The 25422-nt window shown below is 51.8% G+C and carries 21 protein-coding genes; 16 read left to right on the plus strand and 5 right to left on the minus strand.

The window, feature by feature from the left end; genetic code table 11:
* Positions 1-50 precede the first annotated feature (50 nt).
* The 4 genes from ACAN56_RS31785 to ACAN56_RS31800 are packed head-to-tail and all read left to right on the plus strand — an operon-like array spanning position 51 to position 3936.
* Entirely contained in the window at positions 51-1118 is a 1068-nt protein-coding gene (locus ACAN56_RS31785; protein WP_379147807.1) for an ABC transporter substrate-binding protein, read from the plus strand.
* Between the two features lie 24 nt (positions 1119-1142).
* Complete coding sequence (locus ACAN56_RS31790; protein ID WP_379147809.1) at positions 1143-1943, plus strand: alpha/beta hydrolase family protein; 801 nt, start codon at positions 1143-1145, stop codon at positions 1941-1943.
* A 44-nt stretch (positions 1944-1987) separates the two neighbouring features.
* Positions 1988-3595, plus strand: coding sequence for an FAD-binding protein (locus tag ACAN56_RS31795; protein ID WP_379147811.1), 1608 nt, complete (start codon positions 1988-1990; stop codon positions 3593-3595).
* Positions 3592-3936: a 4Fe-4S binding protein gene (locus tag ACAN56_RS31800; protein WP_379147813.1), complete on the plus strand. Its 345-nt coding sequence runs from the start codon at positions 3592-3594 to the stop codon at positions 3934-3936. Before ACAN56_RS31795 ends, ACAN56_RS31800 begins: the two co-directional genes overlap by 4 nt.
* Positions 3937-4058: 122 nt before the next feature.
* On the opposite strand, the gene ACAN56_RS31805 is transcribed toward ACAN56_RS31800, so the two are convergent.
* Positions 4059-4601 (minus strand): glutathione peroxidase, encoded by a 543-nt coding sequence (locus tag ACAN56_RS31805; RefSeq protein ID WP_076114027.1) that lies wholly within the window; start codon positions 4599-4601, stop codon positions 4059-4061.
* A 216-nt stretch (positions 4602-4817) separates the two neighbouring features.
* Between ACAN56_RS31805 and ACAN56_RS31810 the strand changes: the two genes are divergently transcribed.
* The 8 genes from ACAN56_RS31810 (at position 4818) to ACAN56_RS31845 (ending at position 14767) form a co-directional block, all read left to right on the plus strand.
* Positions 4818-5492 (plus strand): Na-translocating system protein MpsC family protein, encoded by a 675-nt coding sequence (locus ACAN56_RS31810; RefSeq protein ID WP_342437284.1) that lies wholly within the window; start codon positions 4818-4820, stop codon positions 5490-5492.
* Between the two features lie 144 nt (positions 5493-5636).
* Positions 5637-6026, plus strand: coding sequence for a response regulator (locus ACAN56_RS31815; RefSeq protein WP_379147816.1), 390 nt, complete (start codon positions 5637-5639; stop codon positions 6024-6026).
* 216 nt (positions 6027-6242) lie between these two features.
* Entirely contained in the window at positions 6243-7238 is a 996-nt protein-coding gene (locus ACAN56_RS31820) for a phosphotransferase enzyme family protein (protein ID WP_379147818.1), read from the plus strand.
* Positions 7239-7390: 152 nt separating this feature from the next.
* Positions 7391-9652, plus strand: coding sequence for a PAS domain S-box protein (locus ACAN56_RS31825; protein ID WP_379147820.1), 2262 nt, complete (start codon positions 7391-7393; stop codon positions 9650-9652).
* Between the two features lie 492 nt (positions 9653-10144).
* The gene (locus ACAN56_RS31830; protein WP_076114024.1) at positions 10145-11221 is read left to right on the plus strand and encodes a bifunctional 3-deoxy-7-phosphoheptulonate synthase/chorismate mutase; all 1077 of its coding nucleotides are present in this window, start codon (positions 10145-10147) and stop codon (positions 11219-11221) included.
* Between the two features lie 194 nt (positions 11222-11415).
* Positions 11416-12870 carry a SulP family inorganic anion transporter gene (locus ACAN56_RS31835; protein WP_379147823.1) on the plus strand — a complete coding sequence of 485 codons (1455 nt, stop codon included), beginning with the start codon at positions 11416-11418 and terminating at the stop codon, positions 12868-12870.
* 108 nt (positions 12871-12978) lie between these two features.
* Positions 12979-13824, plus strand: coding sequence for a hypothetical protein (locus ACAN56_RS31840; RefSeq protein ID WP_379147825.1), 846 nt, complete (start codon positions 12979-12981; stop codon positions 13822-13824).
* A 112-nt stretch (positions 13825-13936) separates the two neighbouring features.
* Positions 13937-14767, plus strand: a complete 831-nt coding sequence (locus ACAN56_RS31845; RefSeq protein ID WP_340896452.1) for a prohibitin family protein — start codon at positions 13937-13939, stop codon at positions 14765-14767.
* Positions 14768-14862: 95 nt separating this feature from the next.
* Here the strand turns inward: ACAN56_RS31845 and ACAN56_RS31850 are convergent, their stop codons facing one another.
* On the minus strand, positions 14863-15867 hold the full coding sequence (locus ACAN56_RS31850; RefSeq protein ID WP_038596683.1) for a ketoacyl-ACP synthase III: 1005 nt from the start codon (positions 15865-15867) through the stop codon (positions 14863-14865).
* Between the two features lie 9 nt (positions 15868-15876).
* Positions 15877-16218, minus strand: a complete 342-nt coding sequence (locus ACAN56_RS31855) for a hypothetical protein (protein ID WP_038596681.1) — start codon at positions 16216-16218, stop codon at positions 15877-15879.
* A 285-nt stretch (positions 16219-16503) separates the two neighbouring features.
* Here ACAN56_RS31855 and deoC point away from each other — a divergent pair, with 285 nt between their 5' ends.
* Complete coding sequence (deoC, locus tag ACAN56_RS31860) at positions 16504-17181, plus strand: deoxyribose-phosphate aldolase (RefSeq protein ID WP_340896456.1); 678 nt, start codon at positions 16504-16506, stop codon at positions 17179-17181.
* A gap of 180 nt (positions 17182-17361) precedes the next feature.
* Here the strand turns inward: deoC and ACAN56_RS31865 are convergent, their stop codons facing one another.
* Together ACAN56_RS31865 and ACAN56_RS31870 are read right to left on the minus strand one after the other, a co-directional pair.
* A complete protein-coding gene (locus tag ACAN56_RS31865) occupies positions 17362-18642 on the minus strand; it encodes a glycoside hydrolase family 125 protein (protein ID WP_379147828.1) in 1281 nt (426 codons plus the stop codon).
* Between the two features lie 28 nt (positions 18643-18670).
* Positions 18671-21424, minus strand: coding sequence for an alpha-mannosidase (locus ACAN56_RS31870; protein WP_379147830.1), 2754 nt, complete (start codon positions 21422-21424; stop codon positions 18671-18673).
* 357 nt (positions 21425-21781) lie between these two features.
* Here ACAN56_RS31870 and ACAN56_RS31875 point away from each other — a divergent pair, with 357 nt between their 5' ends.
* The 3 genes from ACAN56_RS31875 to ACAN56_RS31885 are packed head-to-tail and all read left to right on the plus strand — an operon-like array spanning position 21782 to position 25309.
* On the plus strand, positions 21782-22732 hold the full coding sequence (locus ACAN56_RS31875) for an ABC transporter permease (RefSeq protein ID WP_038596672.1): 951 nt from the start codon (positions 21782-21784) through the stop codon (positions 22730-22732).
* 16 nt (positions 22733-22748) lie between these two features.
* Complete coding sequence (locus tag ACAN56_RS31880) at positions 22749-23660, plus strand: carbohydrate ABC transporter permease (RefSeq protein ID WP_038596669.1); 912 nt, start codon at positions 22749-22751, stop codon at positions 23658-23660.
* 38 nt (positions 23661-23698) lie between these two features.
* Entirely contained in the window at positions 23699-25309 is a 1611-nt protein-coding gene (locus ACAN56_RS31885) for an extracellular solute-binding protein (protein WP_379147833.1), read from the plus strand.
* The last annotated feature ends 113 nt before the right edge of the window (positions 25310-25422 follow it).

Here is a 25422-nt window from a genome sequence, read left to right on the forward strand (position 1 = left end):
AACAGCACGAATAAAATCATTCAGCAGAAGACTGAGGGGAGATCAGGACAATGAAAACGTACAGAGAGATTCAAGGCGGATGGGGAAAAGGGATTCGCTACACACTTCTCGCAAGTGTGGTTATGGTCATGCTGGTGCTTCAGGCTTGCGGAAATAATGCAGACTCCGGCAAAGAGGCTTCTTCGGCAACGGGAGGCGGCACCAATACTGCAGAGGCGGCGGGTGGTGAGACAGCCGGTAATGCGCCTGCTGTACTGAGTTTCGGCTTTATCGGCTCGAATAAGCTGAACGTTCCGGGAGGCGCGGAAGGCTGGGGGTTCCATAAAGGCATTATCCAGGAGGAATTGAAGAAATACGGCATTACCGAAGTGAAGCTGACCGGCTTCCCGAACGGACCGGACCAGACGGAATCGCTGATTAGCGGCAGACTGGATTTCGGCAGTCTAGGGGACACTCCGGCCATTATAGCTTATGCCTCCGGCGCAAAAACACGCCTGATCTCACAATCCTCAGCCCATACCGTCGGCTACCTGATCGGCAAGAAGGACGGGCCGAAGACCGTAAAGGATCTTCAGGGTAAAACCATTGCTATTCAAAAAGGCTCCTTTATGCACCGCTATGTGGTCGGCCTGCTCCAGCAGGAGGGCGTCACAGGATATAAGCTGGTTCATATGCTGATTCCCGATGCTACGGCGGCACTTGCACGGGGAGATGTGGATGCTACGACCAATCTCGGTGTTCCGGCATTGAAGCTGATTGATGAAGGCTACACCCATCTGGATGATGCTTCGAAGCATCCTGATCTGCTCGGCTCCAGCGCTACCGTTGTGTCGGAGGAATATCTGGAGAAATTTCCGGATTTCCCGAAGGTTTGGAATGCGGCGCGGGAGAAGGCATTGGCCGATCTGAAGCAGCATGAAGAGGAGTATTACGAATTCCTGGCCGAAATCGGCGATACCACACCCGAGCTGGCGAAGCAGGTGAATCCGATCAGCGATATCAAGGATACCGCCTTCACTGAAGATGGCTTAAAGCTGCTCCAGGGTACGAAGAACTTCCTGGTGGAGGAGAAGCTGGCCAAAAAGGATTTCAATATCAGCGATTGGCAGCTCCAATAAATTTTTATATGGAGGAGGTAACGTATGGGAAAGGAAACTTTGACGATTGAGCGTTTCAAGCTGCCGCTGGATAACGGACTTTATCTGGAGGGCGAAGTAAGGGTTCCTCCCGGCGAGTTATTGAAGCCTGTTGTCCTGATCACCCACGGCTTCCGGGGTCATAAGAACTGGGCATTCTGGCCGGAGATTTCCGGCAGGCTTGCGGAAAGCGGCTTCTACACCGTCAGCTTCAACTTCTCGCGTATTGCTGCCCGCAGCGCAACAGGGCTCGGACCGCAAGAACTCGCGGAAACAGCTACGCTGAGCCGGGAACTGGAAGACCTGGAGCAGGTGCTGCGCAGTCTGCAGGACGGCAGACTGCCGCTGGCGGAGCAGGCCAACCTTAAGCGGCTGGCCCTTCTCGGGCACAGCCGTGCGGGCGGCGGCAATATTGTGTTCGCTGCCGAGCATCCGGAAGTGCAGGCGCTGGTGGTCTGGAACGGCGGTTCTGCACCACCCCGTTCTCAGGCTGACGGGGGGCCGGCATTGACTCCACAGGACTATGCCGTTCAGGAAGATGTGGAGCGGAATAAGGGACGTTTTAATTTGGAGGAGGCTCTAAGGTCGCTACCTGCTACTGTGCTGATCATCCAGGGCGACCAGGACAGGGAATCGCTGCTGCAGCAGAATGCAGGTTTCCGGGACCAGGCACCGCAGCACCGTTATTATTCGGTAAGAGGTGCTGACCACACCTTCAACACCGTAGATCCTTACGAAGGCCCGACCCCGGAGTTGAATGAAGCCGTGGCGGTGACACTGGGATTTTTGCATGAACAACTGGGCTAGAGCAGGCCGGAAATGATCAAGTGAAACTTTTGGGAGGTAATGAAATGCCGCAGCAGCAGCAAATAACAACGGATGTGCTTGTGCTGGGCGGAGGTCCAGCCGGGGCATGGGCGGCATGGAACGCAGCCTCAGTGGGAGCGCAGGTCATCCTGGCGGATAAAGGGTATCTGGGAACGAGCGGCGCCACAGCTCCGGGCGGCACCACGCTGCTCGTGATCCCTCCGGTAGCCGAGCTGCGTGAAGCGGCGGTTCAGGCCAGGCTTAAAGCCGGAGGGTACCTCTCGGAGAATGCCTGGATACACCGTGTGCTGGATCAGGTGGAGCAGAGTCTGGAACGGGTTGAGGCTTGGGGGTATCCCTTTCCCAAGGATGAAGCGGGAAATCCGCTGCGGACCCATCTCCACGGCCCGGAGTATATGAAGATTATGCGGCGGGTAGTCCGTAAGGCGGGAGTGAAGATCTGGGATCAGTCTCCCGCTTTGGAACTGCTGCATGATGAACATGGCGTGGGCGGCGCGCGGGGGATCAACCGCCTGACCGGCGAAGCCTGGGAGGTACGGGCGAACGCCGTGGTGATGGCTACCGGCGGCTGTGCCTTTCTCAGCAAAGGTCTGGGCTGCAACGTGCTCACAGGCGAGGGGCTGCTGATGTCGGCCGAAGCCGGTGCCGATCTGTCGGGCATGGAATTCAGCCGGCAGTATGCGCCAAGCTTTGAAGGCGGAACGGTGACGCGCGGGCGGATGCTGGCTTGGGCGACGCTGTACGATGCGGCGGGCAAGCCGCTGCACCAGGGCGACCGCAATTTTGGCAGCATCCCGGAACTGATGCAGAAAGGTCCGGTCTATGCTTCGCTGGATTTGGCCGACACAGCGGAGAAACGCGAATTTCTGCGCCGTGCCCACCCGATCTTCTTCATGCCGCTGGAGCGGGCGGGGATTGATCCGTTCAAGGATAAATTCCCGCTCACGCTCCGTTATGAAGGCACGATGCGCGGTACGGGCGGCCTGCGCCTGACGGGGACCGACTGTGCGACAACGGTACCCGGCCTGTATGCGGCCGGGGATGCCGCATCCCGCGAGAAGGTAACCGGCGCCATTTCCGGCGGCGGGGCCTACAACGCTTCCTGGGCCATATGCAGCGGAAGCTGGGCCGGCCAGGGAGCCGCGCGGCATGCGCTGTCCCAGTCGCGGCAGGCGGACACCCGGCAGCTTACCGCGGCAGGCCGCTATGGTCTGCCGGCCGGCGCCGATGCGCCGGAAACGCTGGAGGCAAGGCCGCTGATCGCGGCCGTCCAGCGTGAAATTCTGCCGCTGCAGATTAACTATTTCCGCAGCGAACCTGTCGTTGCCGCAGCCTTGAAGCGGCTGGACAGCCTGATGCCCTATTTGGCCGGGCGGCCTCCCGCCACGGTGCAGGGCATAGTGCAGTCGCGGGAAGCAGCCGCCATGCTGAATGTCGGCCGCTGGATATACACCGCTGCGCTGGCCCGCAAGGAAAGCCGGGGCCTCCAGCGGCTGGCTGAATATCCGGAGCTGGATATCCGCCAGACCCACCGGCTGATTCTGTCCGGCATAGACCGAATCGGCATCAGCACGGAAAGAGTGCCGCATGCCCATGAGCTGAATGTGCGCAGAGAGGGGCAGGCGATATGATCGAACTGGTCAGCAAGGACCGCTGCATCGGCTGCAGGTTATGCGTCAAGGTATGCCCGACGAATGTATTCGAGATGCAGGGCAAGCTTGCGGTCATCGCCAGGCAGGAGGACTGCCAGACCTGCTTCATGTGCGAGGCTTATTGTCCGGCGGATGCGCTCTATGTAGCGCCCCAGGGAGATGAGCAGGTTGCGGTGGATGAGCAGGAGCTGATTGCTTCCGGGCTGCTCGGAAGCTGGCGGGCGGAGATTGGCTGGAGTCCCGGGGTACAGGATACAATGGCGGAAAGGGACACTACGCCGTTCTTTGAAGTGTTCACTGAAACGTACCGTGGCAAGTGAAACAAGCCATTCGGTTCTTTTGTAAGCATAAAGAGGGTGTTCCAGAAGCCGTGAATGAAAGGCTTCCGGGACGCCCTCTTGTCGTATCCATATATTAGCAGGCACTATGCAGCTGAACTATTTTACAGCAGTTCCTGAATAGCCGGCTCAATGTCCAGCGGATCGCTGTAGGATTCAAAACGCTTCACAACTTGGCCTTTACGGTCAATAAGAAACTTGGTGAAATTCCATTTCACTTCGTCGTCAGCCAGTGTTGCAGGCTCACGCTCCTGAAGCATGGCATGCAGCAGCTTCCCGCTGGCATTGCTTTCATCAAAGCCTTCAAAGCCCGCCTGACCGGTCAGATAGTGAAACAGGGGATGTTTATTTTCGCCTTTCACATCAACCTTCTCAAATAGGGGGAAGCTAACTCCGTAGTTAATTTGACAGAAGACGTCTACTTCTTCGTTGGTTCCGGGTTCCTCCCCGAATTGGTTGCTGGGAAATCCCAGAATTTGAAATCCGTCATCCTGATATTTCTCATAGAGCTTCTGAAGGTCGGAATATTGGGGAGTGAACCCGCATTTGCTGGCGGTATTCACAATCAGCAGGACTTTATCCTTGTATTGTTCAAGGCTGGTTTCCTTGCCCCGAATGTTGCGTGCGGTATATTGATATATGCTCATTGCTGAATCATCCTTCCGCAATATGTAATGAAATATTTTTATTAATTAAATTGTACACAATATAATTTTGTGTGTCAAATTCTGCAGTGATTTTTTTGTGTGTACGAAGCTGGCAGTTGAGATTATACTAAGGTGTACGAACCGTTCTTCAGCAGGCGGAGAGTCTCCCCATACAGTTAGACACAGACAAAAGAATATAATGCTGGAGGAAATTTGATGAGTACTACAGAACTTACTAGCCAACTTTCCAGTTACACAGGAAGACTGCTGAGAGAGCGCTTCGGGAAAGGCCCCGAATCCATACATGCATCTATCGGAGAGCAATGCATCGCCATGCATATCCGCAATTTTATCGGGCCTGTGGAGAGATTTTTATTAAACAAGGAAGAGGAGCAGGCGTTCCGCTACACGCGGGAGCTCCTGATGAAATCACTGCTTCCCGAGCTTTCGGCTTACCTGAAGGACAAGATGGCTATTGAGGTCAGCGAGATTTTTTATGATTGGGGCATACATAATGCGTCAGGAATGATCGTTGCACTCATCAAGCACAGCGGAGTGGCTGTCGACGATTATGCCGGGCGTGAAGAAGTCCATGCCCAGATTAATGAAGTGAGCAGGAAAGTGCAGAAGGAACCGGAATTTACCGACTCCTGGTGGCTTGGCCCGCGCACTCTGATCATCAAGCGTGAGGGAATTCTGATTCCTCTGGAGAAGGAACTGATTGGCCTCGGCTATGAGAATACACTCAAAACAACGAAACGCAAAATGGAAAAACGTTATTTGGAGGATACCACCACAATTGCGCCGATGCTTGGCAAGGAGCTGTCTGACATTTATGTGGATTGGGATTTCGACAAGGATACCAGTGTGATAGCATATACTTTTCATTAAATATCATAAATGAGGTGGAAATGGGTCGGACATGCAAATGAGCCGAACATGAGCCGAAGAAGGGGGAGATGACCCTTTCTTCGGCTTTTTTATTTTTCCCTGACTAGGTATATTGCGCATCAAACATTTAGGGGGACTTGATGAATGGGGGAATACAAGCAGACGGTGCTCTATGTAGAAGATAATGAGCTCAACATGGATTTAATGCATCATATCTTCAAAAGAAATCTGCCCTCCGTATTACTGCTGAAAGCTGATACGGCGAAGCTTGGTCTGCAGATTGCCAGGCAGAAGCTGCCGGATCTGATTATTTTGGATATTGGCTTGCCCGACCTGAGTGGTTATGAGGCATTGGAGTCTTTGAAGTCGAAAGAGGAGACCCGGCATATCCCGGTTTTGGCGATCAGCGCCTTTGCCCAGAGATTGGATATTGAGCGGGCCAAAGGTGCAGGTTTTGCCGGGTATATTACGAAGCCCTTTCAGGTCAAAGCCGTTACGGAAACAGTGGAAGCTCTGTTAACAGGGGGTTCCTGAGGCCGGACCGGGATTAGAGCAAGGGTGTGCAATCAAAGGTGGGGCACTGGGGAGAACTCCGCCGGAAGGCCGGTTTGCCGGCAAAAAGCCGTTCTATAAGGATTATTACGAAGCCGCTTTGTTAAGGGCTTCTTTGTATTTAACTGTTCTTGCCCGCGTAGCCGGGATTAAACCTATGATAAACTAAAAGGAAAATGCAGGAACGGGGATTATATAATGGAATCTGAATTTGTGGACGACTTGATACATCATGCAGAAGAAGCGCTTGCGCTTTATTCTATCTCGGAACCGGCGATTGAATTTATAAGACATAATGAAAATATGACGTTTAAGGTAACAGATACAAGCGAGGGCAAACAATATTTGCTGCGCATACATAAACCTGCAACAGCAGGTCTGTTTGGTATACAGCATACGCTTGAAGGCTTACAGTCAGAAATGTACTTACTTCAGGGATTATCCCAAAAGAACAGCCTGCGGGTGCAGAAACCCTCTGTTAACCGTGCGGGCCAGTTTGTTTCAGAATACACAGCCAATGAATTTGGTTCTTGTTATGCAACCTTATTGGAGTGGATAGAGGGGTCAACGCTTACTTTGCAGGAAGACAACATAGGGCAGATTGTTTATGCATTAGGGGAGAAGCTGGCGGATCTGCATCATTTTTCACGGGAATCCGCACTGCCGGCGCTAACCAGACCTGTATATGACGCAGCAAGAATAGATAGTGCGATTGAGGAACTTAGATATGGAATTGAAGCCAGCCTGTACAGTCAAGAGCACTATGAGATCATTAAGGAGGTTCTGGAATATGTAAAGGACCAACTGAGGGATTTGGATGCTCAACAAGAGTGGGGGCTCATACATGCCGATGTTCAACTTGGGAATGTCATTATTACAAATGAGGGTCCCTGTTATATAGACTTTGGATTGTTCGGTTATGGCTATTACCTATTTGACCTGGGCAGCGCATCTTCCATCCTTCCAAGCGAATTAAGGCAAACCCTATTGCTGGGTTATGCTTCAAGGTCCACTTTCACTTTTGATCAGGTACGGTATATTGAAGGATTGATTTTCATGGATATATTTATCAGCTATCTATTTTTTATCCATGACCCTGACCGGAATGGCTGGATTAAAGAGGACGCAGCAAAAGTATGCGATACCCTGTGCAGGGATTTTCTTGCCGGAAAAGAAGTTTACTATTCATTCTAAGACCTGCGGAAAGTGAATATCTAATGCCTTGAATTTTAAGCTGAAAAAGCGGGAATAACATTTGACTTTCGCCCGATTATACAAGATATTTATATTGAAGTTTTAAAATAAGTGAATTTCACTCAATACTCCACAAACGGGTGGTGGATCAGATGTTAAGACAGCATGCGGAGGTATATTCCCGCTTTGGACAGGCGTACAAAACGGGAAAGGTTGGAGTAGCTTTTCTTTCTATGGATGAGAAATGGATCCGTATAAATCCCGCGGTAGTTTTGATGCTGGGGTATTCGGAGGAACAGCTCCTGGAGCATGAATTCGGTGAGTTTCTGCATAATGATTCTTTGGCGGTGTATAAAAAGATGATGGGGGCTCTGCAAGCAGGAGAGGCCCCCTTTTTTGAATGTGAAATTAAGCTGATCCGTGCCGCCGGCACACCGGTCCAGCTGCTTCTGCATGCTGTGCTTATCAGCGATCCTTGTACGGGGGAGAAGCTGCATTATTTAATCCATTTGGCTGAGATTCCAGAGGGGAATACCTCCGGAATCACCCCTCCTCCGAGTGATGAACTCTACCGGCTGATCGCCGCGAACATAAGGGATATTGTGTATTATTCCACTTTGGACAACATTTGCCTGTATTGTTCACCTTCGATTCAGGAGGTGCTGGGGTATGAGCCGGAGAAGCTGATTGGACGCGATATCCGCGGGCTGATTCACCATGAGGATCTTACCGTTTTGGAGCTCTCTGAGCCCGTGGATGCTCAGAGCATCCAGCTGCGAATCCGCCATGCCGACGGACGATACCTCTGGATTGAATTCACCCTGCGTTTAATTGAGGATGGGAATAGCATGAGCGTGCTTGCGGTAGGCCGTGACGTAACGGAGCGCAAAGCTGTAGAGACGATGCTGCAGGAATCCATCGAGCGGTATACCTCTCTGAAAAAATATAATCATGATGCGATTATTTCCCTGGATCTGCAGGGCAATATCATAAACGGAAATGAACAAGCCTGCCAGTTGACAGGCTACACCATCCCTGAAATGGTCGGAATGAGTGTGAGTCTGATTATCGGCACCCATCATCTGCATGATGTAATCGGTTATTGCAATGAGAACAACAGCAAGGAGCGGAACATCAATCTGATCTGGCATAAAGACGGCCATACCGTCGAAGTGCTGACAACGATCGCCCCTATCATCATCAACGAGGAGCGGGTCGGATTCTATATTATCGTGAAGGATATTACCGAGCAGAAGAAGCTGCTCATTGCCAAGGAGATTGCTGAGAATACGAACAAGGCCAAAAGCGAGTTTCTGGCGATGATGAGCCATGAGATCCGCACACCGATGAATGGGGTTCTGGGGATGACTGATCTGCTGTTGGACATGAGTGAACCGGGCTCCGTGCAGCGTGAATATCTCGATATTATCCGGCAGAGCGGTGATACGCTGCTGAATATCATCAACGATATTCTGGATTTCTCCAAGAATGAAGCGGGCAAAACAGCCCTGCACGAAGAGCCCTTTGTGCTGAGGAACTGCATGGACTCCGCGCTCGAACTGCTGCTCCTTAAGGCGGAGGCGAAGGGGTTGTACATTGAGGTTACGATGGGTGCTGAAGTGCCGGAGCATTTGATAGGCGACGCAGAGCGGCTGAAGCAGATTCTGCTCAATTTAGTCGGCAATGCAGTGAAGTTCACCTATACCGGAGGTGTCACAATAGAGGTCCGGTCTGCGGCAAAGGCCGCGGATGGCATTACGCTGCAATTCACTGTTGCTGATACCGGGATTGGTATCCCGGAAGACTCCCGGAGCCGGCTGTTTGAGCCGTTTTATCAGCTTGAGCAATTTATGGGCCGGCGTCATGAAGGAACAGGCCTGGGCCTGGCCATTACCAAACAGCTTGTTGAACTGATGGGCGGCAGCATCGCACTGGATACCGGCACAGAGAACGGTGCGGCCTTTGTATTCACTGTGGTGCTTCGCGAGGAGGACAAAGGTTCAGACGGAGAACCGGGTACCGAGTTGCCAAGCCTGGGTCCGGTTGGCCGGGAGCTGCGTATATTAGTGGCCGAAGACAATGAAATTAACCGAATCGTGCTGCGCAAAATATTGGAGAAGCGGGGCTACGCTGTTGATGTTGCGGTAGACGGACTGCAGGTAGTGGAGATGGCCGGCAGCAAGGACTATGACATTATTTTCATGGATGTGCAGATGCCCGGGATGAATGGGCTGGAAGCTACCAGGGTTATTAAACAGACGTTTCCGCAGGAGAAGCTTCCGGTAATTATTGCGGTTACGGCAAATGCGCTGAAGGGTGACCGTGAGCTTTGTCTAGAGGCCGGGATGGATGAATATATCAGCAAGCCGCTGAGAAGCGAAGCTATTTCGAATATCATCGGGAAATTTTTCTGAGGCGAAAAAACAGGCTTGGGCGCTTAATCTTATTAAAGGTTATTTTAGTTGCTTAAAGCTGCGAAGCGGTACATTGATGTCTTGCATCAGAGGATCTTATTGATTAAGATAGCATCAACCGGCGCAGAAGAAGCGCCGGCATATAACACAAATGACAATGACGAAGAGAGTAAGCGCTAGAAGCGGATCTTAACAGGGAAGGTGTGCCGGAGACTGAGAGCACCCTCATGAGACGATTAGCGCCGAAGTTCACTTCCGAGTCGGCCCCTGAAGTATTTGCTGCAGCAAGTATGGGTAGGGAGGCCCGCGCCCCGCGTTATCGGGTGTAAGATAGGGTTAATCCCGGGCAGGAAATGAGCTTTCATTTTTTGTGCCGGCGGTTGTTTTTGATTAATCCTAAATAAGGGTGGTACCACGGCTCCTCGTCCCTTGCGACGGGGTGCCTTTTTGCGTTCATAGTTTGAATTAATCGAGAAGAGGGAGTGGAAGGTAATGAGCAACGTGGAATTGGATGGGCTGAGAGCCCGCCTGGATGAAATTAATGAGCAGCTGCTGGAGCTGATCTCCGAGCGTGCCCAGGTAGTTCAGGAAATTGGTGTAGTTAAAGAAAAGCAAGGCGTGCCGAAGTTCGATCCGGAACGGGAAAAACAGATGCTGGAGAAGCTGGTAGCGGGCAACAAAGGACCTTTCACAAGCGGAACGATCCGCAGCCTCTTCAAGCAAATCTTCTCCGCTTCTCTGGATTTGCAGTCTGCCGAGCACAAGAAAAGCATGCTTGTCAGCCGCAAGAGCCACAAAGAGGACACCGTTATTGTCCTGCCGGGCGATGTGACCGTCGGCGGCTTGTCGTCGCTGATGGTAGCAGGCCCTTGCTCCGTAGAAAGCGAGCTGCAGACCCGTACGGTGGCCGCGGCGCTGCAAAAGGCCGGTATCCGCGTAATGCGCGGTGGAGCGTTCAAGCCCCGGACTTCGCCGTATGATTTCCAGGGCCTTGGCATGGATGGGCTGCGGATTCTCCGTGAGGCGGCTGATGAATACGGCCTGCTGACGATCAGTGAAATCGTCGATCCGGCACATCTGGAGCCGGCGCTGGATTATGTGGATATTATCCAGATCGGCGCACGCAATATGCAGAACTTTGAGCTTCTCAAGGCGGCTGGAGAACTGAATAAACCGGTTCTGCTGAAACGCGGGCTTGCTGCAACGATGGAAGAATTCCTCCATGCAGCTGAGTACATCATGTCACGCGGAAATACCCAGGTCATGCTGATCGAACGCGGTATCCGCACTTACGAGAAGTGGACGCGTAATACACTGGACATCTCGGCCGTGCCGATCCTGAAGCAGGAGAGCCATTTGCCGGTGCTGGTCGATGTGACCCACTCCACCGGACGCAAGGATATCCTGATCCCTTGCGCCAAAGCGGCACTCGCCGCCGGAGCCGACGGCATCATGGTCGAGGTTCATCCCGACCCGGCGACTGCATTGTCGGATGCTGCGCAGCAGCTTAATATCGAGGAATTCAATACCTTCTTCAATGAGGTTAAGGCTTCAGGACTATACCGGTAATTTAAATCTATTGAATGGACTTGATTTTCGCAGCATATGCGAGAAAAAGACAGAAATAAACGCTTACAAGTACAGGCTGCACTTTTGTGGAGGTTATGGCGGGTCAGGTACAATAAGAAACATTGGCGTTGCACCGGCCCGGGCTGTTCGGAACAGTCCAATCAACCATAGCAGAAACAGGAGGAAACAGAAGCTTGAAGCAGCTAAAATTAAATAACGGGTGGTTTTCCAATACACGGAGCGATGTTCTTTCCGGAATGACGGTGGCGATTGCACTCATTCCCGAAGCGATTGCGTTCTCGATCCTTGCCGGAGTAAGCCCGATGGTCGGTTTGTATGCCTCCTTCTGCATCGCAATTGTAACATCGTTTGCCGGAGGCAGACCGGGCATGATCTCGGCAGCCACCGGCGCAATGGCGCTGCTGGTCGGCAGTCTGGTAATCCAGCACGGAATTGAGTATCTGTTCGCAGCTACCGTATTAGCCGGAGTTTTCCAAATCGTGATGGGGATGCTCAAGCTGGGGAGATTTATTACCTTTCTTCCGCAGCCGGTCATGACCGGCTTTGTCAATGCGCTGGCTATTCTGATCTTTATGGCACAGCTTACGCATTTCAAGGGCCAAGGCTGGGTGATGTATGCCCTTGTAGCCTTGACTCTGCTCATCATCTATACGGTTCCGCGTTTCACCAAGGCGGTGCCTTCGGCGCTTGTGGCAATTATTATCGTTTCAGTGCTCAGTATTGTGCTTGATCTGGATGTGAAGACCGTGGGGGATATGGGAGAGATAACATCGGCATTGCCGCTGTTCCATCTGCCTCAGCTGCCATTTACACTGGATACGCTGCTCATTATATTGCCATATTCACTGTCACTCGCTGTGGTCGGGCTGCTGGAATCGCTGATGACGGCAACTTTAATTGACGATATAACCGGCACCGGAAGCGACAAGAACCGTGAAGCGAAGGGGCAAGGATTGGCGAACATCGTCACGGGCTTTTTCGGAGGCATGGCAGGCTGTGCGATGATCGGCCAATCGATGGTCAACATGAAATCGGGTGGACGCACCCGGCTATCCACCTTTGTGTCGGGGATATTCCTCTTGTTCCTCATCCTCGTTCTCGGTGATATCGTTAAGCAAATTCCAATGGGAGCGCTGGTAGGCGTCATGATCATGGTGTGTATCAGCACCTTTGAATGGGGCTCGCTGAAGACGCTGGCCCGCGTACCGCTAAGCGATGCGCTGGTAATGATTGTAACGGTTGTTACGGTCGTGCTAACGGATAATCTGTCCATCGGGGTGTTGTTTGGTGTTCTGCTCAGTGCCCTGACGTTTGCCTGGAAAATAGCCTCGATTTCCCTGAGCGTCCAGACATCCGCCGATATGGCCACATATGTCGTTTCCGGCCAGCTGTTTTTCGGTACAACAAGCCACTTTATTCATGAGTTTAATTATGAGGGCGATCCGGAGAACATCAGGATCGACTTCACACATTCCCATGTATGGGACCAGTCAGCGGCTGGCGCCATTGCCAAGACGATCAGCAAGTATGCGGCGTATGGCAAAACGGTTACGATTACCGGATTAAACGAGGAAAGCACACAGCTGGTAAAGCGGGTTGGCTTGTCCTTATCCGGCGGACATTCGTAAATCATATGATTCATAATTCATCTTTTTAGCAGCTTTCTCTATGGAGAAGGCTGCTATTTATATATTATAGAAGAACGGTGATATTCACGGCAGAAGAGGAGTGGAGAAATGAATCTCATCCTGAAAAGAATAACCGCAGTGCTGCTTGTGCCGCTGCTGACATTGGCATCCGGCTGCTTGCCGTCCGGCAAAGAAACTGCGGAACTCCGCGCTACAGCCGCTCCCCAGTCAACGGCAACGGCTGCAGCCGTACCCGGCGGTGGGGATGGCATATCCTCTCCGCCGCCGGAGGTAAGCTCCGATCCGGAGAACGGAGCGGGGCTGATTCCACTGGATTGGCAGCGGGTGGAAGAAGCTACCGTGCTTGAGACCTCCAAAGGGCTCCCTGCGGGCAGCAAAGTGATTTCACAGACAAGGCTGGACGATTTTGGCGGGATTCAGATAACTGTCTATACGCAGGCAGAAGATGATGACTATGTATATGCAGATTTAGACACAAGTAAGGGGCATTTCAGCCTTGGCTCCGTTGGAACATACAATTACCGTAAGGTAGAGGATATACAGGTAGAGGTGACTAATCTTTTTAAGGACCGGGTGCTCAAAATCACCGGCGGCCTGGGAGCGAACAACTCGCTTAGCAATTACTACAATATAGATAATAAGGGGACACCGGCGGAAATGCTGCGAATAGACACAGGCCATACCCGGGAGCTGGATGTTGACGGCGATGGATACCGGGAAGCAGTGGCAGCACATGGAACACCGATGACCGCATATGTATACCGCTATCACAGCGGGTACGCTGAATTTATATACCTTAATGACGCCTTGCAGGCCAATTCCGTTGTGCTTAGAGACGATTTGGTCTACGAAGCCTCCGACATCGGCGGGGAGATAACGAGAGAATACCGCATTACTCTGGAAGGAATGATTCCGGTAGCCACTTCTCCCTAATACAATATAGAATACTTCCCTGCAAAAAATTCCTTGCGACCGCTGGTGCTGCACCACCGTATAAAAGGTTAACAATACCAAGCAGAGCATAATTAGGGAGGTTTCAACAATCATGGAGATTAATCCGAAATTGAAGCAGACTAGGCCAGGCAAACTCATAGGCATCGCGGCGGCGGTGTTGGTTCTGGGGCTAATCGCCGCCAACTCATTTGCTACCGTAGAGTACGGGCATGTAGGTTTGTACAAAACCTTCGGCAAACTGAACAACAATATGCTGACACCGGGCATTCATTTGAAAATTCCCTTCTTCCAGAGTGTGATTCAGGTCAACACGCAGGTAACCAAAGCGGAGACGGACACTACGGCATCGTCCAAGGACCTTCAGCCCGTATCTACCCATGTAGCCGTTAACTATTCCGTCAGTAAAGACTCTGCCTACAATCTGATGAATAATATTGGAGGCAATTTTGATGCCGTGATCATCAACCCGGCGATTCAGGAGATTGTGAAGGAGGTAACGGCTAAATACCCCGCAGAAGATCTGATTACACGGCGTGATGCCGTGGCGGGAGAAATCAGTGGTCTGCTCACTGCACGGCTGGCCAAATATGATCTAGTCGTTAATGACATCAACATTGTCAATTTCAAATTCTCCGATGCCTTCAACCAATCGATTGAAGCGAAGCAGGTCGCCCAGCAGCAGGCGCTGAAGGCGGAGAATGATCTCCGGCGGATTGAGATAGAAGCCAAACAGAAGATTGCCCAGGCACAGGCGGAGGCCGAATCCTTAAGACTGAAGAAGCAGGAGGTTACACCTGAGCTGGTGCAGCTGAAGCAAATTGAAGTCCAGGAGAAAGCGCTGGAGAAATGGAACGGCGTACTGCCGTCGGTAACTGGCGGGGCCACGCCATTTGTGGACATTGATTCGCTGACGCAAAAGTAACCATTGGCTACGGCATAAAGAAGAGCCTTGCTCCAGAATGAGAGCAAGGCTCTTTGCATGATTTTAAGAAGATAGCTTGTCCGGTTTCCCGTTAATCAGTATTGGAAGAGCATCGTCGGAATTTGCCAGCCGGCGCCTACGGACCAGAAGAAGACATAGTCCCCGCGTTTGATCCGTCCATCCTCGACTCCACGCTGAAAGGCGATAAATGGACTGCTTGTGGCGGTATAGCCGAATTCGTCGCCAACATAGATGAATTTCTCTTCACTAAGGCCGAGCCCCTCTTGAATCAGCTCAATGTTTTTGAGTGAGAATTGGGACAGGCAGAAGGCGGAGATATCATCGGTAGTCAGGCCGTTGCGGCTCAGCAGCTCTTTAATATCGGCTATGGCCGCATCTACGCATACGGTACCGTCAAACGGCGTCCAGCGGATTCGAATCTGCTCTGCTGTTATATCTTCGCGATAGATGTTAGACAATCCGCATGCTGGAAACATAATGTTCTCGCAGCCTTCGGAATCTGTATAGTACAAGGAATCTGTAAATCCCCCAGCTTCACTGCTCCGCTCCAGAATAACGGCGGCCGCCGCATCTCCAAAGTTAGGATAGGTGATTTCATCGTCCGTATTGCAGTTGACCGAGCTGTAGTCGCTCCCTGTGATCAGCGCATAACGGATGCTTGGGTTCGACTGCATGTAACGGCTCGCCTGTTCAACAGCCGCTACCATACCGGCGCAATTGGCATTGGAATCCAGAGTAATGGTGCGATGCTTGCATTGCAGTTTGTTGTGCAGCAGCAGGGCATTGGTAGGATAAGTATACTCCGGTGTCTGTGAAGCGAACACAATCATATCGAGATCTTCACTTTGCAGACCGGCATCCTCAAGCACCTTCTGTGCCGCCTTTAATCCCATCGTCAGCGAATTTTCATTTTCGTCCTTGATAATGTATCTATTCTTGCGGCCCATCACTTCGAGGAACCGCTTGATGTCCTTCCCCATTTGCGCGAAATGATCAAGGTAATAATCATTGCCAACAATGTGCTGTGGATGGTAGTACGCGGCATTGCGGATTCTAATGTTTTCTCCGGTATGTTTCATCAGCTTCACCTACACTTCGATAATTTCATAGTTTGCCAGTTTTGTGGAGCGAGCCACCCGGCTAAGCTGCATTTTCAGCACCGGACTTTTGGCGATCGTGAAGACTACTTTTTTGAACCCGGATTGTTGGTACAGAATATAGCATTGCTCCAGCATAGGCAGCACATCCGGAGAAGAAACATTCAGCGTAGTGCAGTCCAGGACAATCTCATATTCAGTAGGGTCAAACTTGCTTACGGTTTGATTATATTCCTGAATAAACCGTCCTGCGTCCTCCTCTGACATGGTTCCTTCGACTTGTACATCTAGTTTGTGCTCTTTGGTGTTCGTTGCGAATTTAAAACTACCCATCTGTCCAAACATCTCCTTCTACAAAATAGTTGTGAAATCAATCCAGAAAAATATGGAAACTAATAATTCCATATAATTATTATCGTTGTTTTGAAAAGGTTTATTTAGCATAATTAAACTTTTTATTTTTTTATATTTATAAAAATAGGGATCAATCTATTCCGCGGAGAGGTGCATAGAAGCATATTGAAAGGTGCAGATCGTTCTCCCTCGCCTTTCCAAAGCGTTCTTCTATTGGTATGATTACAGGGTATGAGAATATCTACTGCTATGGAGGAATTAATAATGAGTGAAATTACACTATCCGGGATCATTGATCATACGCTGCTGAAGGCGGATGCACGGAAAGAAGATATCATCAAGTTGGCGGAAGAGGCCAAAGCCTATAAGTTCGCCTCAGTCTGCGTAAATCCGGCATGGGTATCTGTTGCCCATGAAGTCTTGAAAGATACACCTGAGGTAAAAGTATGCACGGTTATCGGCTTCCCGTTAGGCTCTTCAACACCGGAAACAAAGGCCTTTGAAACAACCGATGCAATAGCAAAAGGCGCAGGTGAAGTCGATATGGTGATCAACATCGGCGCTTTGAAGGATGGCAATGATGAATTGGTGAAGCGTGATATCTCTGCTGTTGTTGATGCAGCCCGCGGCAAAGCATTAACCAAAGTCATTATCGAGGCTTGCCTGCTGAGCGATGAGGAGAAAGTCCGTGCCTGCAAGCTTGCTGTTGAAGCGGGAGCGGATTATGTGAAGACTTCGACCGGATTTTCAACCGGAGGAGCCACCAAGGAAGATATCGCACTGATGCGTGCGGCAGTCGGTCCGGACATCGGCGTCAAAGCATCCGGCGGCGTGCGCAGCGCAGAGGATGCCCTTGTTATGGTTGGAGCCGGAGCGACAAGAATCGGCACTAGTGGCGGCGTGGCTATTGCCAAAGGCGAACAGAGCCAAAGCAGCTATTAAAGTTCATGCAGTCCAGCTACTCCAGCTACAAAAAACCGGCTGCGCCATCCTTGTATAAAGGACGGCGCAGCCGGTTTTTTTCTAAAGGCAGGACTCGATTCTATAATTCACATCATTAACTAGGGTAGTGTTTTCCGCTGCAATATCCATTGAAGGAAGGTACGACTGGTGCAGCTCAGATTAGACCAGTCCTTTGTCCATCGCTTTGCTGACCAGGGTGGCGAACAGGCTGTTGGACCAGGCGAACCACTCGCGCGAGAAATCGGCGGGATCGTCAGGGTGGAAGCCTTCGTGCATATATCCGGTATCCGCATCGGTCCGTATAAGCATATCGATCAGTTCTTTGATCTCCTTATCATTGTCTGCCGTCAGCGCCTGCATGGACAGCGCCATATGCCAAACATAACCTCCCGGCGTATGCGGACTGCCGATCCCTTTGGCATGTTTACCTTCGAAATAGAAAGGGTTGTCGAAGCTGAGCGCAAACCGGCGGGTGTTCTGATAAATTTCATCCTCCACACCCACATAACCAATATAAGGAATGGACATCAGTCCCGGCGTTCCGGCATCATCCATCAGGGAATAATTGCCGTAGCCGTCTGTTTCATAGGCGTAGATTCTGCCGTATTTCGGGTGGTTTACAATTCCGTAGGTACGGATGCCGAAGTCAATTTCCTTGCGCAGCTTTGCAGCCCGGGCCGCCAGTCTTTCGTCCTTGTACACCTCGCTTGCGATCTCACGGATATACCCCAGAATCACCACGGCGAACATATTTGAGGGAATATTGTAGCCGAATTCGCAGCTGTCATCGCTTGGACGGAAGCCGGACCAGCTCATGCCGGTGTAATTGACGGGCATGCCGCGTCCGTTGTTGTACAAAGTCTCCGTATCCTGAAGCGTCTGCCGGATGAAATGGTACGGCGATTTTTCCCCGTGATACTGCTCCGTTTCTATAACGTTCACGATGGAGGTCAGCGCCTGGCAGCAGGCGGGATCGAAGATGTCGGTCTGCTCCGCTTCCTTCCAGTACATGTAAGCCAGTTGTACGACGAAGCAGAGGGAGTCCAGCTCGTATTTACGCTCCCACATCCACGGATTCAGATTGCAGTCGTCGGTGTCCCGGTAATGCTTGTCGCTTGCTGTTTCGTTGAAGGCATTGGTATACGGATCGATATTGACATAGAACATCTGCCGGGCAATCAGGCCGCGGAGAGTCCGCTGAAGCTCAGGATCATTTTTGGCAAAAGGAATATAATGGCGCACCTGTTCAGTGGAATCACGCAGCCACATGGCCGGAATATCCCCCGTGAATACGAAGGTAGTGCCGTCATCAAGCAGTCTGGTTGTAGTCTCCAGCGTATTCGGAAAACAGTTACGGAACAGTTTTTGCAATTTCGGATGGTGAGCAAGCCGTTCGTCGGCTTCATTCAGATATTGGGTAATGGAAGCTGGCAAGTTCATAGTCTAACTCCTCCTGGTATGGTTGATATTAGGGTTGTAACGGTTGCAGCGCATAGGTGACAATTTGGGCTTTGCTGACGGAACTGCGAAGGATTCCTTCGTCTGATGCTTCCCTGTGGTTCCGCCGCTCCAGAATATCACTGGCGTATGCAGCCTGTACGGGAAAATGAGCCTTAAGCGTAAAGTCCTGCTCCCTGTGCGCCAGATTATACCACCGCAGGACAACGTCCTCATTTGCTTCGGACATTTTGAATGCGGAGAGGGCCAGTGTGCGGCCTTGCCACTCCAGCGGCTGATACTCGGCAGGCAAGGAGCCCTGCTGCCAGCCGGTCTGGGCAGTGAACCATGGGGCCTGATATTGATAGGCCCAGGCAAAAGCCTCCGGCTCGGCAGCATCACCGGCATAAGGACGAACCGCAAATTCTACGGTATGCTCACCCAGGCACTGGGCTTCCGGTGTAGGGAACACACCCCAGTCCCCCAGCTCCGACACGCTGCGCAGCAGAGTCACAGCAATGGTATTCCTCCCGTCGCGCAGGACCTCGTATTCATTCAGTCCTTTGTTGGCGATCATAAGTCCGGCGCTGCCATCCGACACACTGACAAAAGCCTGCTGATGCTGGGCGTTGCTTGGATTGATCCAATCGGAAGCCGGAGCAATATTGCGCTCCGCCGCTTCAAATATGGAATCGGCCAGAAGGGTGGAGGCGGCAAGTCTAGTAGGGAAGAGGACGCGCAGCCGGTGGTCCATGGCCTGATTATTAAACTTGGCAGAGACCTGAATGCCGGTCCCTGCAGCCTCAAGGCTGATCCGGGTCACGATCCGCAGCGGCACTTTCTCCGAGGAACGGCCTGCCTTGCGCTGCCGGAACGGAACCATTTTGCGTTTCTCTTCCGCGAACGCAGCATCGGCGGAAGCCGGGATTTCCCATTCATGGACGATTTCGTAGGTAATGCGGTAGGGTTCATGCTCGGCAAGAGAGATCCGGGCCGTGAGGCCACGGGTAGTCAGCGGTACATCGCCCTCCGGCTGACGGAACACATACTCATTCCCCACATCGCCGCAGTTCTCATAGACGCCGAGTCCCTTAAAGACTTTACCGGTATGCTTGTCCGTTACATCATAGGAGCCGTCCTCCCGGATCCCAATAGCGAGGAAGTCGTTGGCCATTCCCTGTTCCATGAGTCTTAGTGGACTGGCAGCAGCTTCGGTACGGACATCCGGTGACTGTATCCAGGCATATGTTTTGTAGCCGAGCGGTGGTACCTGTGCGGCCTCGAAGGTCAGACGGAGTTTGCGGGCCATATAAGGCTTGCGGAATTGGTCGTCCGGCAGCTCATAGCCGAACTGGGTGCCCAGATCTTCCGCCCGGCAGGAAATGCTCCGCCCTTCACTGTCCAGCAGCCGGCCGTTGCCCAGATCAAGCGGCAGCCGGTCCAGCGCCTCGGCAATCGCCGCCGGGTTCGGCCCTTCCTTGAAATAGCGTTTGGCGGCAATGATCTCCACACTTACCGTACCGCTGCGTTCCCAGCCTGTGGTATTGAAGACGGCTGCCGGAATGGCGGATTCTCCCCAGGAAGCCGTGTTTGCAGTACCGATAACTCCGGTTATAGCCTTCAGGCTTTCTTCAATAATGGCTTCACCCACATGTCTGCTCTTCTCGAAGCGTCCAATCATTTCGCGGTGAACCTCATCCACGCTGCAGCCGCAGATGCTGTCATGCGGATGATTCTGCATCAGGGTCTTCCAGGCGTAGGTTAGCAATGCATGGGGGTAAGCCTTCCCGCTGACCAGATAAGCCAGTGTAGCCAGAGGCTCGGCGCCCTTCTCCAGCAGGGTCTGCCCCCGCTGGTTCATCTGCTTCAGGTAGACGCGGGCGGAAGCGGTGTTCACAAGCGTGCCCCAGCCGTCGGTGTGCTGGCTGCGCAGCTCGCCGTTCACGGTCACGAGATCTTCAGGCAGCGAGGGCTTAAGCGCCTGCAAATACTGCTCGAAGCTGGAATGGACGAAATCCACATCCGGATACAGCTCCCTGGCGGTCTCCAGGGCATCGGCGAGATTGCGCTGCACAGGCTGATGATCACAGCCGTTCATGAATAGCAGCTCCGGGGTGGAGGCATATTTACCGGCATCGGCAAGCTTTTTGTCCCAGAAGGCCGTGGCCTCCTGCGCCTCCACAGGCACCTCGTTACCGTTGCTGTACCAGTTCGCGAAGAGCAGTCCAAGCACGCTTGAGCCGTCGGGAGACTCCCAGAACATTTCGGAATAAGGTGATTCATAGCTTGCACTGTTCAGCTCACCGACCATATTGTCAAAGCCAGTCGGCTTCACACCGCGTCCGAACACTGCAGTCTCAATATCTGCCTGCCGGAGCAGCTGCGGCGCTTGTCCCATATTGCCAAAGGAATCCGGAAAATAGCCCAGCTTGGAGATGACGCCATACTTGGCCGCATCCTGATGGCCGATCAGCAGATTGCGGACATTGGCTTCCGAGCTCGTCAGGAATTCATCCTGAAGCACATACCAGGGTCCGATGACAATGCGTCCTTCACGGATGAATTGCTCCAGGATTTCTCTTTTCTCAGGATGCACCTGAAGATAGTCTTCAATAATAATGGTCTGTCCGTCCAGGTGGAAATAACGGTAGCGTTCGTCCTTCTCCAGGGTCTCCAGCAGTTCATTCATCAGCTTCGCCAGCAGAGCATGATGACGCTCGTAAGGCATGTACCATTCCCGGTCCCAATGCGTGTGGGAGATCAGGTGGGCGGTTGTACGGGTCATAACAGAAACCTCCTATATCGTCAGTCAATCATTTAGTCAGGCATTCGTAGCAAATGTTTGCATACCTGTCCTGTGATCACAATATGTAACTTTTGCAGCCCGGAGGGAGGTTCATAATTCACACATTTCAGGCGGTGGGCCATATGAAGGTGACAATAGCAGAGCAGGCCGGAAAGTGCCGCAGCAGTGCGGTTTTACACTCCCTTAACATGACAATGCAGAACCTACATATTTACGATGTCAGCTTAGTTTCACTACAATTTGTGTTGTAAGCGTTAGCAAGAGTTGCATTGTGAAGAATGCGAAGCAGCTATACGACTTAATGTTACGTAAACTAACATAGAGAGGAGTGGAAGAATGAAGGGGAGTAACGCTGCGGTATCCGGAAGTCCTTCATTGAAGAACAAGTCCCTTGGCAAAAGGATCTGGAAAAACTGGGAGCTTTATCTGTTCATGCTTCCCGCATTACTGTATTTCTTCGTTTTTCATTATGGTCCGATGTACGGCATCCAGATTGCTTTTAAGAACTTCGTGCCTTCCAAAGGAATCACGGGCAGTGAATGGGTTGGTTTTGACCATTTCGAACGGTTCTTCAATTCCTATTTTTTCTGGGATCTGCTCTGGAATACCTTCAGCATCAGCTTCTATGAACTTGCGATCGGGTTTCCGCTGCCGATTATTCTGGCGCTGGCCTTCAATGAGGTCCGCAACGGTCCGTTCAAAAAAACGGTCCAGACGGTCACCTATGCACCGCATTTCATTTCTGTAGTTGTCATGGCGGGGATGATCATTACCTTTTTATCACCCTCCATCGGAATGATTGTGCGGGTCATTGAGTTCCTCGGATTTCAGCCTGCACAGTTTCTGACCGATCCGGCCTGGTTCAAGACGGTGTATGTCTTCTCGGGCGTCTGGCAGAGCACGGGGTGGGGGACCATTATTTACCTTGCGGCCCTGTCGGGCGTAGACCCCCAGCTGCATGAAGCAGCTATAGTGGATGGAGCGAGCCGGCTCAAACGGGTGCTGCATATCAATCTGCCGACAATTGTGCCCACGATTACGATCATGCTGATCTTGAATATGGGTAATATTCTCGGCCTTGGCTTCGAGAAAATTCTGCTGCTGCAGAACTCGCTCAATATGGAAGCTTCCGATGTAATCTCCACCTATGTATACCGCGCCGGCCTGGTGAACGCCCAATACAGTTTCTCAACGGCTGTCGGATTGTTCAACTCGGTGGTCAACGTCATTCTGCTGGTTACCGTCAACCGGATTGCCAAACGCACCAGTGAGAACAGCCTCTGGTAGAAAGGAGTTGAAGTCTATGGTTACTGCAATGAAAGAATCCAGGGGGGATAAGCTGTTTCTGATCAGCACCTATATTTATTTATGTCTTGCGCTGGTGGTTGTCCTTTATCCGCTGATCTATATTCTCAGCGCTTCAATCAGCTCCCCGCAGGACGTCAATTCGGGGGCCATGTGGCTGTTTCCGAAGAATGTGACTCTGGACGGCTACAGGCTTGTTTTTGAGAACCCTAAGATATGGAATGGTTATTTGAACACAATTATCTACACGGCGGCAGGCACCCTGCTCAATCTCGCCGTTACCCTGCCGGCCTCTTATGCGCTCAGCAGATCTGATTTTGTCGGACGCCAGCTGTTTATGGGCATCATTCTGTTCACGATGTTCTTCAGCGGCGGACTGGTGCCGACGTATCTGCTGGTCAAGAACCTGGGCCTCATTAATAGTATGGGTGCTTTGATACTGCCGGTGGCCGCTTCAGTCTGGAACATTGTCGTGGCCCGCACATTTTTTCAGACGACCATCCCTAAGGAGCTGCAGGAAGCGGCGCACATTGACGGCTGTACCAATCTGAAGCTGTTTATCCGCATTATTTTGCCGCTATCCGCACCGATTGTAGCCGTTATGGCCTTGTTCTATGGTGTAGGCCACTGGAACAGTTATTTTCCGTCCCTGATCTATTTGAATGATGAAGCCAAGTATCCGCTGCAGATGGTTCTGCGTCAGATCCTTGTCCTTCAGGAAATGTCGGCCGAAACCACGGGTGCCGCGATTAACAGCGAGGTGGCGATGGCCATGAATTCGAAGGCAGAAACGGCATCGCTGATCAAATATGGAGTCATTGTCGTCTCCACCCTGCCCATTGTGGCTGTCTATCCGTTCCTGCAGCGTTACTTTGTCCAAGGGGTCATGATTGGCTCTGTCAAAGGGTAAGTGTATAAAATCTAATGATAATAAGGGAGGAATCATCTATGCAGACCACACGTAAACCATGGAAGCTTCTGCTGTCTTCGGCTGTGATCCTGACACTGCTGGCAGGCTGCGGCAATTCGAAAGAAGGGGCAGCGAACAGCGGTACCGCAGAAGTCACTGTGAGCAAGGAAGGATTTCCGATTGTAAATGAACCCGTTACGTTAACGATGCTGGCACCGGATGTAGGGATTCAGAACTGGGAGAACATGGCTGTGCTTCAGCAGATGCAGGAGCTTACCGGCATTACGCTGGAATACCAGAATGCGCCGAAGGACAGCTTTGAGACCAAAAAGAATCTGGTGTTTGCGAGCGGGGATTACCCGGATATTTTTTATGCTGCCGGTCTGACGACTGCAGAACAGATGAATTATGGAGAACAGGGTATCCTGATTCCCCTGGAGGATCTGATTGATGAATATGCCCCGAACTTCAAGGCGCTGCTGGAGGAGAATCCCGATGTCCGCAAGTCGATTACAGCACCGGACGGGCATATCTATTCCTTGCCGGTGGTGGAGCTCAGCCAGCACTGGTACCGCAACCCGATGTGGTATAACGGGGATTTCCTGAAGGCGCTGAATATTGACAAGCTTCCTGAAACGACCGAAGAGCTGTATACCTATCTGAAGCGTGTGAAGGAGGAAGATCCGAACGGCAACGGTGTCGCAGACGAAATTCCCATCTCCTCGGTGACGACAACCGCAGCGAATCTCCGCGATATCCGCACATGGCTGCTGGGCGCTTTCGGCATCTATGAGGAAGAAATCTACGTGGATGACAACGACACGGTGCATTATACACCGCTTGAGGAAGGCTTTAAGGAGTATTTGACCTACATGAACCGTCTGTGGTCCGAAGAGCTGCTGGATCAAGAGAGCTTCTCGCAGACCGCAGAGCAGAAAAAGGCCAAAGCGCAGGACAACCGCGTTGCCCTGTTCTCCGACTGGCATGCTTATATGACTAAAGGCGGAGAGCCTTCGACGGCAGATCCGATGTTCGCGCCGGTTCACAGCGAATCGGTTGCCGCCCCGGCGATTGCCAAGAACAGAGGGATTACTACCGGCGCGTTCGCCATCTCCGAGAGCAACCCGCAGCCTGAAGCTTCCATCCGTTGGGTAGATTATCTGTATTCCTATGAAGGCGCGCTGTTCTTCAATAAAGGGCCGGAGGGAACACTCTGGAATTACACTGATAAAGAAAATAGAGTCAAGGAGTACCTGCCTGTACCGGACGGCAAGGAAATGGAAGATTACCGGGCGACCTTGACGCCTAACTACGGCATCCCGGCCCCAACCCTCTCCATGGATGATATCAACAAGGGTCTGAAGACGGACTTTGACCTTTGGGTGGAGCAGGAGACTAAGCAAAAGCTTCTCGATAAGGGAGCGCGGATTCCGTTCCCGGCCTTGTTCCTCACCGTGGAAGAGCAGACCGAAATCAGCAGTCTGAATTCGGATCTGAGCACGTATGTGAAGCAGATGGAAGCGAAGTTCATCACCGGTGCCGAGCCGCTCTCCGGCTGGGATAATTATGTGGCGACTGTCAAGAAAATGGGCGGTGAGCGTGTGGCTGAGATCAATCAGGCTGCATATGACCGCTGGAAATCCAACTAATTCAGGTCTCTATCCTGAAATAACAGTGTCCATACTAAGGACATTGTTATGGAAGCCTCGAATTTGGCGAAGCCAAATTGAGGGCTATCTTCTTCGAAATTTCATCCTCTGAA

It is taken from the genome of Paenibacillus paludis (assembly GCF_042610515.1).
Taxonomy (GTDB): Bacteria; Bacillota; Bacilli; order Paenibacillales; family Paenibacillaceae; genus Paenibacillus_AQ.

Coding starts and splice junctions, on each gene's coding strand:
- ACAN56_RS31785 (WP_379147807.1), top strand. CDS start 51: ATGAAAACGTACAGAGAGATTCAAGGCGGATGGGGAAAAGGGATTCGC.
- ACAN56_RS31790 (WP_379147809.1), top strand. CDS start 1,143: ATGGGAAAGGAAACTTTGACGATTGAGCGTTTCAAGCTGCCGCTGGAT.
- ACAN56_RS31795 (WP_379147811.1), top strand. CDS start 1,988: ATGCCGCAGCAGCAGCAAATAACAACGGATGTGCTTGTGCTGGGCGGA.
- ACAN56_RS31800 (WP_379147813.1), top strand. CDS start 3,592: ATGATCGAACTGGTCAGCAAGGACCGCTGCATCGGCTGCAGGTTATGC.
- ACAN56_RS31805 (WP_076114027.1), bottom strand. CDS start 4,601: ATGAGCATATATCAATATACCGCACGCAACATTCGGGGCAAGGAAACC.
- ACAN56_RS31810 (WP_342437284.1), top strand. CDS start 4,818: ATGAGTACTACAGAACTTACTAGCCAACTTTCCAGTTACACAGGAAGA.
- ACAN56_RS31815 (WP_379147816.1), top strand. CDS start 5,637: ATGGGGGAATACAAGCAGACGGTGCTCTATGTAGAAGATAATGAGCTC.
- ACAN56_RS31820 (WP_379147818.1), top strand. CDS start 6,243: ATGGAATCTGAATTTGTGGACGACTTGATACATCATGCAGAAGAAGCG.
- ACAN56_RS31825 (WP_379147820.1), top strand. CDS start 7,391: ATGTTAAGACAGCATGCGGAGGTATATTCCCGCTTTGGACAGGCGTAC.
- ACAN56_RS31830 (WP_076114024.1), top strand. CDS start 10,145: ATGAGCAACGTGGAATTGGATGGGCTGAGAGCCCGCCTGGATGAAATT.
- ACAN56_RS31840 (WP_379147825.1), top strand. CDS start 12,979: ATGAATCTCATCCTGAAAAGAATAACCGCAGTGCTGCTTGTGCCGCTG.
- ACAN56_RS31845 (WP_340896452.1), top strand. CDS start 13,937: ATGGAGATTAATCCGAAATTGAAGCAGACTAGGCCAGGCAAACTCATA.
- ACAN56_RS31850 (WP_038596683.1), bottom strand. CDS start 15,867: ATGAAACATACCGGAGAAAACATTAGAATCCGCAATGCCGCGTACTAC.
- ACAN56_RS31855 (WP_038596681.1), bottom strand. CDS start 16,218: ATGGGTAGTTTTAAATTCGCAACGAACACCAAAGAGCACAAACTAGAT.
- deoC (WP_340896456.1), top strand. CDS start 16,504: ATGAGTGAAATTACACTATCCGGGATCATTGATCATACGCTGCTGAAG.
- ACAN56_RS31865 (WP_379147828.1), bottom strand. CDS start 18,642: ATGAACTTGCCAGCTTCCATTACCCAATATCTGAATGAAGCCGACGAA.
- ACAN56_RS31870 (WP_379147830.1), bottom strand. CDS start 21,424: ATGACCCGTACAACCGCCCACCTGATCTCCCACACGCATTGGGACCGG.
- ACAN56_RS31875 (WP_038596672.1), top strand. CDS start 21,782: ATGAAGGGGAGTAACGCTGCGGTATCCGGAAGTCCTTCATTGAAGAAC.
- ACAN56_RS31880 (WP_038596669.1), top strand. CDS start 22,749: ATGGTTACTGCAATGAAAGAATCCAGGGGGGATAAGCTGTTTCTGATC.
- ACAN56_RS31885 (WP_379147833.1), top strand. CDS start 23,699: ATGCAGACCACACGTAAACCATGGAAGCTTCTGCTGTCTTCGGCTGTG.